We start from the raw sequence: 13,489 nt of genomic DNA on the forward strand, positions 1-13,489 counted from the left end.
GTTCAAAGTTCTTCGTTGGCCCGCGTGGGCGGGCGTGGCTAATGGAAAGCTGTGTGCTGGCCGGACGCTCGTCACAGGCGGACCTGTGGCAGGGCAAGGGGCTAGCGGCCGGTGGCACGGACCACCGGCTGTTGAATCTTGTCAGGCGCCGACGGTGATCGGGCGCGCCAGGTCCGGGCGCAGGCCACTGCTGTTGGCAGCGATACCGGCCTCGAATTCCGGGCGGAAATACTTGATCGCGCTGCCCAAGGGCTCCACGGCACCGGGTGCGTGGGCACAGAAGGTCTTGCCTGGGCCGAGGAAACCCACCAGGCCCAGCAGCGTCTCGATGTCGCCTTGCTGGCCCTGGCCATTTTCCAGGGCGCGCAGCAGCTTCACGCTCCACGGCAGGCCGTCGCGGCACGGGGTGCAGAAGCCGCACGATTCGCGGGAAAAGAACTCTTCCATGTTGCGCAGCAGCGACACCATGTTGACCTTGTCGTCCACGGCCATGGCCAGGCCCGTACCCATGCGGGTGCCGACCTTGCCGATGCCGCCGGCGTACATTTGCGCGTCCAGGTGCTCGGGCAGCAGGAAGCCGGTACCGGCGCCGCCAGGCTGCCAGCACTTGAGCGTGAAGCCGTCGCGCATGCCGCCGGCGTAGTCTTCGAACAGCTCGCGGGCCTGGATGCCGAACGGCAGCTCCCACAGGCCCGGGTTCTTGACCTTGCCGCTGAAGCCCATCAGCTTGGTGCCGTGGTCTTCGCTGCCTTCACGGGCCAGGGACTTGTACCAGTCCACGCCGTTGCCGACGATGGCCGGCACGTTGCACAGGGTCTCGACGTTGTTCACGCAGGTAGGCTTGCCCCACACGCCCACGGCGGCCGGGAACGGCGGCTTGGAGCGCGGGTTGGCGCGGCGGCCTTCCAGGGAGTTGATCAGCGCGGTTTCTTCACCGCAGATGTAGCGGCCGGCACCGGTGTGCACGAACAGCTCGAAATCAAAGCCTGTGCCCAGGATGTTCTTGCCCAAGAGGCCTGCGGCCTTGGCTTCCTGCACGGCACGGTTGAGGTGCTTGGCGGCGGTGACGTACTCGCCGCGCAGGAAGATGTAGCCGCGGTAGGCTTTCAGCGCGCGCGCACTGATGAGCATGCCTTCGATCAGCAGATGGGGCAGTTGCTCCATCAGCATGCGGTCTTTCCAGGTGTTGGGCTCCATTTCATCCGCGTTGCACAGCAGGTAGCGGATGTTCATGGATTCGTCTTTGGGCATCAGGCCCCATTTGACGCCGGTGGGGAAACCCGCACCGCCACGACCCTTGAGGCCGGAGTCTTTCACGGTCTGGACGATGTCGTCCTGGGACAGGTCGGCGAAGGCTTTTTTCGCCGCCGCATAGCCGTCCTTGGCCACGTACTCGTCGAACCATACCGGCTCGCCATCGTCACGCAGGCGCCAGGTCAGCGGGTGGGTCTCTGCGGTGCGCGCGATGCGGTTGGCAGGCCCGAAGGAAGTCAGGGTCATACGTAGCCCTCCAGCAGTGTGGCAACGCCGGCTGGCTGTACGTCACCAAAGGTGTCGTCGTCGATCATCAGCGCCGGGGCCTTGTCGCAGTTACCCAGGCAGCACACCGGCAAAAGGGTGAAACGCCCGTCCGCGGTGGTCTGGCCCAGGCCGATGCCCAGTTTGCTCTGGATCTCGCTGACCACCGACTCGTGGCCACCGATGTAGCAGACCATGCTGTCGCACACGCGAATAATGTGGCGGCCCACGGGCTGGCGGAAGATCTGGCTGTAGAAGGTGGCCACGCCTTCGACGTCGCTGGCCGGAATGCCGAGCATCTCGCCAATGGCGTACAGGGCGCCGTCGGGCACCCAGCCACGTTCCTTCTGGACGATCTTCAGGGCTTCGATGGACGCCGCGCGCGGGTCCTCGTAGTGGTGCAGCTCGTGCTCGATGGCCGAGCGCTCGGTTTCGCTCAGGGCGAAACGGTCAGTCTGGATAAGCGTGCTGTTCATGCTTAGCGGTCCACGTCGGCCATAACGAAGTCGATACTACCCAGGTACGCGATCAAGTCCGCGACCATGCTGCCTTTGATCACCGAAGGGATCTGCTGCAGGTGCGGGTAGCTTGGGGTGCGAATCCGGGTACGGTAGCTCATGGTGCCGCCGTCGCTCGTCAGGTAATAGCTGTTGATGCCCTTGGTCGCTTCGATCATCTGGAAGGATTCGTTGGCCGGCATCACCGGGCCCCACGAAACCTGCAGGAAGTGCGTGATCAAGGTTTCGATGTGCTGCAGCGTGCGCTCTTTAGGCGGCGGCGTGGTCAGCGGGTGATCCGCCTTGTACGGGCCTTCGGGCATGTTGCGCATGCACTGGTCGATGATCTTGATGCTCTGGCGCATTTCTTCCACGCGCACCATGCAGCGGTCGTAGGCATCGCCGTTGTGAGCCAGCGGCACTTCGAACTCGAAGTTCTCGTAGCCCGAGTACGGGCGCGCCTTGCGCAGGTCGAAGTCGCAACCGGTGGAACGCAGGCCGGCACCGGTGACACCCCATTCCAGGGCTTCCTTGGTGTTGTAGGCGGCCACGCCCACGGTACGGCCCTTGAGGATGCTGTTCTGCAGGGCGGCCTTGGTGTATTCGTCCAGGCGCTTGGGCAGCCATTCGACGAAGTCCTTGACCAGCTTGTCCCAGCCGCGTGGCAGGTCGTGGGCCACGCCACCAATGCGGTACCAGGCCGGGTGCAGGCGGAAACCGGTGATGGCTTCAATCACCGTGTAGGCCTTCTGGCGGTCGGTGAAGGTGAAGAACACCGGGGTCATGGCGCCCACGTCCTGGATGTAGGTGCCCAGGAACAGCAGGTGGCTGGTGATACGGAAGAACTCGGCCATCATGATGCGGATGGTGTCGACCTTCTGCGGCACCTTGATGCCGGCCAGCTTCTCTACAGCCAGCACGTAGGGCAGGTTGTTCATCACCCCGCCCAGGTAGTCGATGCGGTCGGTGTAGGGGATGAAGCTGTGCCACGACTGGCGCTCGGCCATCTTCTCGGCACCACGGTGGTGGTAGCCGATGTCAGGCACGCAGTCGACGATCTCTTCACCGTCCAGCTGCAGGATGATGCGGAACGCACCGTGGGCCGAAGGGTGGTTGGGGCCCAGGTTGAGGAACATGTAGTCCTCGTTGGTGCCCGAACGTTTCATGCCCCAGTCTTCCGGCTTGAAGCGCGCGGACTCTTCTTCCAGCTGCTGCTTGGCCAGGGTCAGGCTGAACGGGTCGAACTCGGTGGCGCGCGCCGGGTAGTCCTTGCGCAGCGGGTGACCCTCCCAGGTGGGCGGCATCATGATGCGCGACAGGTGTGGGTGGCCCTGGAAGGTGATGCCGAACATGTCCCAGACTTCACGCTCGTACCAGTTGGCGTTGGGCCAGATACCGGTGATGGTGGGCAGGTTCAGGTCGCCTTCGTGCAGCGCCACCTTGATCATCACGTCGCTGTTCCGCTCCACCGACATCAGGTGGTAGAACACGGTGAAATCGGCGCCCGGCAAGCCGCGGCGCTGGGTGCGCAGGCGCTCGTCCACGCCATGCAGGTCATACAGCATGGAATAAGGCTTGGGCACGTTGCGCAGGAAGCTCATCACTTCCTTGAGCTTGGCGCGTTCGATCCACAGCACCGGCATGCCGGTGCGGGTTTCCTGGGCCACGAAGGCCTCGGGACCGAAGCGCTGGTTCAGTTCAACGACCACGTCCTGGTCGTCAGCCTTGTAAGGCGGGATATATAGAGCGGTGTCCGCTGTCATGGTCTCGGTCGCTATTCGTCAACGTACAGAATGAAGCCAGGGTTCTTTGTGGCGGTGCTGCCGGGTAAAGAGCTGGATCAGACTTCGTCGGGGCTGCGCAGGTTGGTCACGGCAATGCGTTGCTCGCGGCGCTGTTCCTTTTGCGACGGCATCTCGGCGCGGTAAACGCCTTGATCACCGACCACCCAGGACAACGGGCGACGCTCTTGGCCAATCGATTCCTGCAACAGCATCAGGCCTTGCAGGAAGGCCTCTGGGCGCGGCGGGCAGCCGGGCACGTAAACGTCCACGGGGAGGAATTTATCGACCCCCTGAACGACCGAGTAAATGTCGTACATGCCACCGGAGTTGGCGCACGAGCCCATGGAGATCACCCACTTGGGTTCCAGCATCTGCTCATACAGGCGCTGGATGATCGGCGCCATCTTGATGAAGCAGGTGCCGGCGATGACCATGAAGTCGGCCTGGCGTGGCGATGCCCGGATCACTTCCGCGCCAAAGCGGGCGATGTCGTGGGGCGCGGTGAAGGCGGTGGTCATTTCCACGTAGCAGCACGACAGACCGAAGTTGTACGGCCACAGGGAGTTTTTACGCCCCCAATTGACTGCACCGCTCAGTACGTCTTCGAGCTTGCCCATGAAAATGTTTTTGTGGACCTGATCCTCTAGCGGATCGGAAACGGTTTCCCGTTCGCCGATAGGATATTGGTCGTTGGGTGCATCCGGGTCGATTCTGGTGAGATTGTATTGCATTGCCAAAGCCTCATTGTTTCAGCTTCGCTTGCCGCTTACGGCGACCTTCGGGAGCCCAATCGAGCGCCCCTACTCGCCAAAGGTAGACAAGACCTGCCAACAGAATTGCTATGAAAACGAGTGCTTCGACGAATCCGGCCCAGCCGCTTTCGCGTACCGACACAGACCATGCAAAGAGAAAGAGGGCTTCGATATCGAAGATCACGAACAGCATCGCGACCAGATAGAATTTGGCGGAAAGGCGCAGGCGGGCGCTGCCGACCGGCAGCATGCCGGATTCGAATGGTTCGTTCTTGCTGCGGCCCCAGGCCTTGCTGCCCAGCAGGGCTGACAGCCCCAGCATGAAGGCACAGAGCCCGGCGACACCCAAAAGGAAGATGGCAAAGCCCCAGTTGTGGGCCATGAGTCCTGTCGAATCGGGCATGCTGGAATCCTTAACGGAGAGCAAATGTCTCGGTACTTGAAAAGTAGTAAAGCAGTGACGATATGTCGCAGCTGAATCTATCGCGCTGATTTTATGGGTAAAGCGTTGGCAAGTAAATTTTCTGCTGCAAATTTATTCGTAGGATTAAGCACATACACTCCTTGCAGGTACCTGCGGGGCCCATGGGGCGGGGGTTTCAGGGTGTTTTATTTATAACGTTGTTACACCCGTTTGGAGGTTCTTTTAATGTGTAATGATAATTAATATCATTTAAAGGGTTCCAATTCGTGTCAACCCTGTGGTGCGCGTTAACCAACTCGTACGTTCTACGCTATTTTCCCTCTATATAAGTTGGCGTGGATCAAGACTTTGGTTGTAGAAGCGTAGTCGATGTGGGGCGGGGTGGAGGGGTGATTGGGATTGAGGTGGGGGTGGGAGGTGCATGCCGTTGTTTTTTTGGTGCTCTTGAGATCGAGCGCCGCCCGCGCGGCGCTTCGCGGGCAGAGCCCACTCCCACGTTTGTTTCGGGCCAGTTATTCCTGTGCCATCACCTGGTCCGCCTTGATTGTCCACTGCAGATCTGTGCTGGTGCGACCAGGCGCACCACCAATCTACAGCGGGGCACGTTGCAACCAACGTGGGAGCGGGCTCTGCCCGCGAAGCGCCGCGCGGGCGGCGCGCGATCTCAAGAGCGCCAGAAAACTCAAGGCGGGCGCATCTGAATCCCCTCGGTCACCCTCATGGCACACAAAAAGGCCACCTGCGTGGGGTGGCCTTTTTCATTACCGCGTCTGCCTCACATCAATGAAACTGCTCTTCCTCGGTCGAACCCGTCAGCGCCGTCACCGACGAGCTGCCGCCCTGAATCACAGTAGTCATGTCGTCGAAGTAGCCGGTGCCCACTTCCTGCTGGTGCGCCACGAAGGTGTAGCCCTTGGCGGCGTCGGCAAATTCCTGCTCCTGCAGTTTCACGTAGGCGGTCATGTCGTTGCGGGCGTAGTCGTGCGCCAGGTTGAACATGCTGTGCCACATGTTGTGGATGCCCGCCAGGGTGATGAACTGGTGCTTGTAGCCCATGGCCGACAGTTCGCGCTGGAACTTGGCGATGGTGGCGTCGTCCAGGTTCTTCTTCCAGTTGAAGGACGGCGAGCAGTTGTACGACAGCAGCTGATCCGGGTATTCCTTCTTGATGGCCTCGGCGAAGCGGCGAGCCTCATCCAGGTCCGGCTTGGCGGTTTCACACCAGATCAGGTCGGCGTACGGCGCGTAGGCCAGGCCGCGAGCGATGGCTTGGTCCAGGCCGGCGCGCACCTTGTAGAAGCCTTCCTGGGTGCGGGTGCCGGTCACGAACGGCTGGTCGTACGGGTCGCAGTCCGAGGTCAGCAGGTCGGCGGCGTTGGCGTCGGTGCGGGCCAGGATGATGGTCGGCACACCGGCAACGTCAGCGGCCAGGCGAGCAGCGGTCAGCTTCTGCACGGCTTCCTGGGTCGGCACCAGTACCTTGCCACCCATGTGGCCGCATTTCTTCACCGAGGCCAGCTGGTCTTCGAAGTGAACGCCAGCGGCACCGGCCTCGATCATGCTTTTCATCAGCTCGTAGGCGTTGAGCACGCCGCCGAAACCGGCTTCAGCGTCGGCCACGATCGGTGCGAAGTAGTCGATGTAGCCATCGTCGCCCGGGTTCTTGCCGGCTTTCCACTGGATCTGGTCGGCGCGGCGGAACGAGTTGTTGATGCGCTTGACCACGGTAGGCACCGAGTCCACCGGGTACAGCGACTGGTCAGGGTACATGGATTCGGCCGAGTTGTTGTCGGCGGCAACCTGCCAGCCCGACAGGTAAATGGCCTGAATGCCAGCCTTGACCTGTTGCACGGCCTGGCCGCCGGTGAGGGCACCCATGCAGTTGACGAAGTCCTTGTCCGGACGGAAGGACGGCTTGGCGCCCTGGGTCACCAGGTTCCAGAGCTTCTCGGCGCCCTGGCGGGCGAAGGTGTGCTCAGGCTGGACCGAACCACGCAGACGTACAACGTCGGCAGCGGAGTAGTTGCGGGTTACACCTTTCCAGCGCGGGTTTTCTGCCCAGTCTTTTTCAAGGGCAGCAATTTGTTGTTCGCGTGTCAGTGCCATGGAGATAAACCTCGTCGCATAGGTTTGGATGAAAAATTCTCGCTCCGCCGGCGCTGTCCTTAGAGAAACACCTTTGTGGCGCTCGCAGATCAGAAGCTTAGAAGGCCTGTAACGGGCTTGGCGGAGAAGGCGACGATCGAACGGTTGTTCGAAGGAGGGAGTGGCAGGTTGGCCAGGCATGGCCTGGGCGCGAACACCCACCGATCGTGGCGGTGGTGCGAGCGTACAGGGGGTGCCGTGTTGCCAGATGCGCTTCCGTCCCTCGGGACAACTTCTTCGTTCCAGTCGCAATCTCGTCAGGCTGCCTTGTGGGCGTTACAGACACGAATCGGCTCAGGTGGGTAGGTTAGAGTCCGGTCCGAAGGCCCTTTCCAGGGCCCCTGATTAGCGGGAGCGAGGCCATCATGCCTCGACGAAATTGTGTCGTCAAATGTTTTGTAGTGCTTTTTTCTATCACTACATATTTGATCGATAGCGACTCATCAGTCAGTTTCAGGGGCTTTGGTCGACGACTTGCGAGTCGGTTTTACGACTGCCAGGTCAGTCGTTCAGTCCAGGGGGTCCACTTTTACTCGCAACGTCATGTCGCTACGCCCCTGAGTGGACCAATTACGGGTGTATCCGTTCTGATTGAGCTGGGTTTGCTCGTTGGTGCCGGCCAAAGTGATCCATTCGCCCAGCCGCCCACTGACCTGTGTGTCGGTGCTTTGCACGTTCACTACATCCTGACGTTCCTGGCTGATCCGGTCATTGTTTGTACTGATGCTCAGGTGAACGGTTTCACCGGTGACGCTGGCGGTCACGTAGAAGCCCTGCGTGACGTTCTTGTACTGGGTTTGGGTTTGCAGGCCGCCGTAGCTGTCGGTCTGGGCGCTGGTGAAGGGCACGCTCTGACCGACCTGGATCAGCGCGGGGGTGCCTTCGGTGGCTTGCACCTGCTGGACGCCGCCGGTGCGGTTGGTGGTGCCGTAGGTGATGACACGGGTCTGGGCGCCGCCGTTGCTGCCATTCATGGTGTAGCCGCCGGCGTCACCGTTGTTGCTGTCACTGGTGTCGACGCTGATCATCAGGCGGCGAGCGGCCACGTCGAGCTGGGTGATCAGGGCACGCAGTTGCTGGATCTTGTCGGGGTCGGCATTGACGATCAACTGGTTGCCGTAGGCGCTGACCTTGCCGTCGCGGCCGATGAAGTTCTGCGCCACGGGCAGCAGGTCATCGCTGGTGCGGTTGTTCAGCTGGACGATTTCAGTGGCGGCACTGGCGGTGAAGGATGCCAGCAGGGTGAGGGCGGCGAGCAGGGGGCGTAACGGCATGTCCGGGGTCTCCATCATTGGAGTGGACATTATGGCGCAGGATGGCACCAGATGGATCTATACCACCTTCTTCGCGGGCAGAGCCCGCTCCCACCATGGTGTGTCGATCACCGGTGGGAGCGGGCTTTGCCCGCGAAAAGGTAGAGCAAATGTCAGCTTGAGCGCACCATGTCCACGTGCGGGATGCCTGCTTCGAGGAATTCTTCGCTCACCACCTTGAAGCCGTGGCGCTCGTAGAACGCTGTGGCGTGCACCTGTGCGCTCAGGCTTTGCTGCTTGACGTCTTGATGCTCGGCCTGCGCGATGGCGGCTTGCAGCAGGGCGTCGCCCACTTTCAGGCCGCGCCAGTCCTTGAGCACCGACACCCGGCCAATCTGCCCGTCGGGCAGCAGGCGGGCGGTGCCGATGGCGTAGTCGCCCTCGCAGGCCAGGAAGTGCACGGCGTCGTGGTCGTCGGCATCGAACTCAAGCTCCGGGGGTACCGATTGCTCGGCAATGAACACGGCCTCGCGGATACGTCGAATGTCGGCGATGTCCTTGTGCCAATCTGCAACGCGTACGCGAATCTTATTCATCGTCGGCAAACCCCAGACTTCCCTGTTTCACCAGCTCGCAGATCAGTGTACGACCTTGTTCGTCGATCATCCATGGGCCCAGGTTTTCGATGTGCAGGGCGTCGGCCGAGCAGATCAGCTTCAGCAGGTCGCGCATCTCGCCCGGCAACAGGCGGCTCTGGCCGCTGGCGAACAGCAGCAGGTCATCGCCCACTTCCGACCAGGCCATACGCGCGCTGGGGTTGCGGATCAGGATAACGCCGTCTTCCAGGCCGCCCAGCAGGTCGTCTTCTTCCAGATCTTCGCCCGCCACCAGTTCCGGGTAGCGCGGCTCGGTCATGAACTGACCGAACCAGGTCAGCAGCAGGCGCTCGTCGTTCATGTGCTCGTTGAGCAGCTTTTTCAGACGGTCCAGGGCATCGTGCTGGATCTGGTTGGGGTCGCTGACCGGCTGGGCGTCGGCGTCGGTGTAACGCTCTTCGTCGGGCAGGAACTGGGTGAGGAAGTCGGTGAAGTGGGTCAGCACTTCAGCGGCGCTTGGCGCGCGGAAGCCTACCGAGTAGGTCATGCACTCGTCCACGGCCACGCCGTAGTGGGCCAGGCGCGGCGGCAGGTAGAGCATGTCGCCCGGCTCCAGGGTCCACTCGTCGGTTTGTTCGAAGTTGGCCAGGATGCGCAGGTCGGCGTGTTCGATCAGCGGGCTGTCGGAGTCACACATCTGACCCACTTTCCAGTTGCGCTGGCCGTGGCCTTGCAGCAGGAACACGTCGTAGTTGTCGAAGTGCGCGCCCACGCTGCCGCCTGGGGCTGCGTAGCTGATCATCACGTCATCGATGCGCCAGCTGGGCAGGAAGCGGAAGTGTTGCAGCAGGTCGGCCACTTCCGGCACGAACTGGTCCACGGCCTGTACCAGCAGGGTCCAGTCTTGCGCGGGCAGTTGGCTGAACGCGTCCTCTTCGAACGGGCCGCGGCGCATTTCCCATGGGCGCTCGCCATTCTCGATGACGATGCGCGATTCAACTTCTTCTTCCAGCGCCAGGCCAGCCAGCTCGTCGGGGCTGATCGGGTTGTCGAAATCGGTGAAGGCCTGACGGACCAGCAGGGGCTTTTTCTGCCAGTAGTCGCGTAGGAATTCGCGTGCAGTCAAGCCGCCCAGAAGTTGAAGAGGAGTATCAGGATTCATGTGTAACCTATTGAATGGTTGCGCTTTTATGTCACGAATAAAAACGCCCGGCTGAGCCGGGCGTCAGAGCGACGGGCTAGGCGTCAGACGCGCTTGGCCTGGGCTGCGGCGTTACCGATGTAGGAAGCCGGGGTCAGCTTCTTCAGTTCCGCGCGGGCCTCGGCCGGCATGTCCAGGCCGTCGATGAAAGTTTGCAGCGCTTCTGGGCTGATGCCCTTGCCGCGAGTCAACTCTTTCAGTTTTTCATACGGGTTTTCGATGTTGTAGCGACGCATCACGGTCTGGATCGGCTCAGCCAGGACTTCCCAGCAGGCGTTCAGGTCGTCGGCGATGCGCACCTCGTTCAACTCCAGCTTGCTGATGCCCTTCAGGCTCGCCTCGTAGGCGATCACGCTGTGGGCGAAACCAACGCCCAGGTTGCGCAGCACGGTGGAGTCGGTGAGGTCACGCTGCCAGCGCGAAACCGGCAGTTTGCTGGCCAGGTGCTGGAACAGTGCGTTGGCGATGCCCAGGTTGCCTTCGGAGTTTTCGAAGTCGATTGGGTTGACCTTGTGCGGCATGGTCGAGGAACCGATTTCGCCGGCAATGGTGCGCTGCTTGAAGTAGCCCAGCGAGATGTAGCCCCAGATATCGCGATCGAAGTCGATCAGGATGGTGTTGAAGCGGGCGATGGCGTCGAACAGCTCGGCAATGTAGTCGTGCGGCTCGATCTGGGTGGTGTAGGGGTTGAAGCCCAGGCCCAGTTCGTCTTCGATGAAGGCGCGGGCGTTCTCTTCCCAGTCGATGTCGGCATAGGCGGACAGGTGGGCGTTGTAGTTGCCCACGGCGCCGTTGATCTTGCCCAGCAACGGCACGGCGGCTACTTGGGCGATCTGACGCTCCAGACGGTAGACGACGTTGGCCAGTTCCTTGCCCAGGGTGGTCGGCGATGCCGGCTGGCCGTGGGTGCGCGACAGCATCGGCACGTCGGCGAAGCGGTGGGCCAGTTCACGGATGTTCTCGGCGATCTGGCGCATCAGCGGCAGCAGCACCGTGTCACGGCCTTCGCGCAGCATCAGGGCGTGGGACAGGTTGTTGATGTCCTCGCTGGTGCAGGCGAAGTGGATGAACTCGCTGACCTTGGCCAGTTCTGGCAGCTTGGCAGCCTGCTCTTTGAGCAGGTACTCGATGGCCTTGACGTCGTGGTTGGTGGTGCGCTCGATCTCTTTCACACGCTCGGCGTGTTCCAGGGCGAAGTCATCAGCCAGGGCGTTGAGGATAGCGTTGGCTTGGGCGGAAAACGCCGGCACTTCGCCGATTTGCGGGTGAGCAGCCAGGCGCTGGAGCCAGCGCACCTCGACCAGGGCGCGGAAACGGATCAGGCCGTATTCGCTGAAAATAGGGCGCAGGGCCTGGGTTTTGCCGGCGTAGCGGCCGTCAACAGGGGAAACCGCAGTGAGCGAAGAAAGCTGCATGGGGTGTTCTCGGACAGTCGGGCAACGAAATGGGGCGCGTATCATACATGAAAATTCACTGCAGGTCGGCAGCCCAGCGCCGACCGCGCCCGTGAGGTGACGAGCGTTAACCGCGCATCATCGGATAAAGTTCCTTGAGCAGCTTGCGCCGGCTGAAAACCAGTTGCCAGCGGTGACCGCCCAATTGCCGCCATAAGCGCGCCGAACGGATGCCGGCCAGCAGCAACGCGCGTATTTTCGCGGCATTGCTGGGTTGCTGCAGGTTGCGCATGTCGCCCTGCACCTGGATACGCTGGCGCAAGGTGCTCAGGGTGTCCTGGTACAGCGCGCCACTGGCGGCGATAACGTTCTCGTGGGTAATGCCGAAATGTTCTACCTGTGACTGGATTTGCGGCAGGCGCCGACCGATCACGTCCAGCAGGTCGTCGCGCTTGCTCAGTTGGCGTTCCAGGTTGAGCATCGACAGCGCATAGCGCAGCGGTTCGCGCTGCAGGCTGGCCGGGTCGCGCTCCAGGGCGCTGACCATGGCGCGGTAGCCGTCGCGCAGGTTCAGGTCGTCACCGCCGAACACCTCCAGGGTGTCCTTGGGGTCGCGAATCAGCAGGCTGCCGAGCATGCAGCCCATGGCCGCCTCGGCGCTCTGGCCGGTCTTGGCGATGCGGTCTACCAGCACGGCGGCCTGGAACACGCCGCCCAGGGCAATCAATTGCTCCTGAATGGGGTTCATGCAGCGGCGCCTTTGCTGGTCCACGGCTCGGCAATTTCAATGACGCCGCCGCCCAGGCAGATTTCATCGTCATAGAACACCACGGACTGGCCGGGGGTGACGGCGCGCTGTGGTTCGTCGAACACCGCGCGGTAACCGCTGGCGGTCTGTTCCAGGGTGCAGCCCTGGTCGCCTTGGCGGTAACGCACCTTGGCGGTCAGGCGGCGCGGGCTGCTCAGGTCGATGGGGTTGACCCACCAGATTTCCGACGCCAGCAGGGCGCGGGAGAACAACCACGGGTGATCATTGCCCTGGCCCACGACGAGCACATTGCGTTCCAGGTCCTTTTCCAGCACGTACCACGGCTCGTCGCTGGCGTCCTTCAAGCCGCCAATGCCCAGGCCCTGGCGCTGTCCGATGGTGTGGTACATCAGGCCATGGTGACGGCCGATGACTTCGCCTTCGGTGGTCTGGATCTCGCCGGGCTGGGCGGGCAGGTACTGCTTGAGGAAGTCGCTGAAACGGCGCTCGCCAATGAAGCAGATACCGGTGGAATCCTTCTTCTTGGCGGTGGCCAGGCCGTGTTTCTCGGCGATGGCGCGCACTTCCGGCTTTTCCAGCTCGCCCACCGGGAACAGGGTGCGGGCAATCTGTTCACCGCCCACGGCGTGCAGGAAGTAGCTCTGGTCTTTGTTCGGGTCCAGGCCCTTGAGCAGTTCGGTGCGGTTGTGGATGTCGCGGCGGCGCACGTAATGGCCGGTGGCGATCAGGTCAGCACCCAGCGACAGGGCGTAGTCCAGGAAGGCCTTGAACTTGATTTCACGGTTGCAGAGGATGTCCGGGTTCGGCGTGCGGCCGGCCTTGTACTCTTCCAGGAAATGTTCGAAGACGTTGTCCCAGTATTCGGCGGCGAAGTTGGCCGTATGCAGCTTGATGCCGATGCGGTCGCACACGGCCTGGGCGTCGGCCAGGTCTTCGCGGGCGGTGCAGTAGTCGGTGCCGTCGTCTTCTTCCCAGTTCTTCATGAACAGGCCTTCCACCTGGTACCCCTGTTCGAGCAGCAGGAGGGCGGACACGGAAGAGTCAACGCCGCCGGACATGCCGACGATAACGCGCTGGGTTTCAGGGGCAGCAGCTGAATCACGCATAGGAATTGAGTGTGTGTCTGGGAAAAGCACGGGATTCTACCACCAAGCGC

The 13,489-nt window shown here is 61.9% G+C and carries 12 protein-coding genes; all 12 read right to left on the reverse strand.

Going from position 1 to position 13,489, the window contains the following annotated elements; genetic code table 11:
• Positions 1–141: 141 nt before the first annotated feature.
• The 12 genes from nuoF to mnmA all read right to left on the reverse strand — a co-directional run bounded on the left by nuoF (position 142) and on the right by mnmA (position 13,439).
• The gene (gene nuoF, locus PMM47T1_RS12215) at positions 142–1,500 is read right to left on the reverse strand and encodes an NADH-quinone oxidoreductase subunit NuoF (protein WP_008369057.1); all 1,359 of its coding nucleotides are present in this window, start codon (positions 1,498–1,500) and stop codon (positions 142–144) included.
• Positions 1,497–1,994, reverse strand: a complete 498-nt coding sequence (gene nuoE, locus PMM47T1_RS12220; protein WP_008369058.1) for an NADH-quinone oxidoreductase subunit NuoE — start codon at positions 1,992–1,994, stop codon at positions 1,497–1,499. The genes nuoF and nuoE overlap by 4 nt, the downstream gene beginning before the upstream one ends.
• A 2-nt stretch (positions 1,995–1,996) precedes the next feature.
• Entirely contained in the window at positions 1,997–3,778 is a 1,782-nt protein-coding gene (nuoC, locus tag PMM47T1_RS12225; protein WP_008369059.1) for an NADH-quinone oxidoreductase subunit C/D, read from the reverse strand.
• 77 nt (positions 3,779–3,855) lie between these two features.
• The gene (locus tag PMM47T1_RS12230) at positions 3,856–4,530 is read right to left on the reverse strand and encodes a NuoB/complex I 20 kDa subunit family protein (RefSeq protein ID WP_008369060.1); all 675 of its coding nucleotides are present in this window, start codon (positions 4,528–4,530) and stop codon (positions 3,856–3,858) included.
• A gap of 10 nt (positions 4,531–4,540) precedes the next feature.
• Complete coding sequence (locus PMM47T1_RS12235) at positions 4,541–4,954, reverse strand: NADH-quinone oxidoreductase subunit A (protein WP_008369061.1); 414 nt, start codon at positions 4,952–4,954, stop codon at positions 4,541–4,543.
• Positions 4,955–5,755: 801 nt separating this feature from the next.
• Entirely contained in the window at positions 5,756–7,081 is a 1,326-nt protein-coding gene (gene aceA, locus PMM47T1_RS12240) for an isocitrate lyase (RefSeq protein WP_008369062.1), read from the reverse strand.
• Positions 7,082–7,629: 548 nt separating this feature from the next.
• Positions 7,630–8,394, reverse strand: coding sequence for a secretin N-terminal domain-containing protein (locus PMM47T1_RS12245; RefSeq protein ID WP_008369064.1), 765 nt, complete (start codon positions 8,392–8,394; stop codon positions 7,630–7,632).
• A 152-nt stretch (positions 8,395–8,546) separates the two neighbouring features.
• A complete protein-coding gene (locus tag PMM47T1_RS12250; protein WP_008369066.1) occupies positions 8,547–8,969 on the reverse strand; it encodes a GNAT family N-acetyltransferase in 423 nt (140 codons plus the stop codon).
• Positions 8,962–10,131: a ribosomal protein uL16 3-hydroxylase gene (locus PMM47T1_RS12255; RefSeq protein WP_008369067.1), complete on the reverse strand. Its 1,170-nt coding sequence runs from the start codon at positions 10,129–10,131 to the stop codon at positions 8,962–8,964. The genes PMM47T1_RS12250 and PMM47T1_RS12255 overlap by 8 nt, the downstream gene beginning before the upstream one ends.
• 83 nt (positions 10,132–10,214) lie before the next feature.
• Positions 10,215–11,585 (reverse strand): adenylosuccinate lyase, encoded by a 1,371-nt coding sequence (gene purB, locus PMM47T1_RS12260; protein ID WP_008369068.1) that lies wholly within the window; start codon positions 11,583–11,585, stop codon positions 10,215–10,217.
• 106 nt (positions 11,586–11,691) lie between these two features.
• Positions 11,692–12,312, reverse strand: a complete 621-nt coding sequence (hflD, locus tag PMM47T1_RS12265) for a high frequency lysogenization protein HflD (RefSeq protein ID WP_008369069.1) — start codon at positions 12,310–12,312, stop codon at positions 11,692–11,694.
• A complete protein-coding gene (gene mnmA, locus PMM47T1_RS12270) occupies positions 12,309–13,439 on the reverse strand; it encodes a tRNA 2-thiouridine(34) synthase MnmA (RefSeq protein ID WP_043300944.1) in 1,131 nt (376 codons plus the stop codon). Before mnmA ends, hflD begins: the two co-directional genes overlap by 4 nt.
• Positions 13,440–13,489 lie beyond the last annotated feature (50 nt).

It is taken from the genome of Pseudomonas sp. M47T1, from assembly GCF_000263855.1.
Lineage (GTDB): Bacteria > Pseudomonadota > Gammaproteobacteria > Pseudomonadales > Pseudomonadaceae > Aquipseudomonas.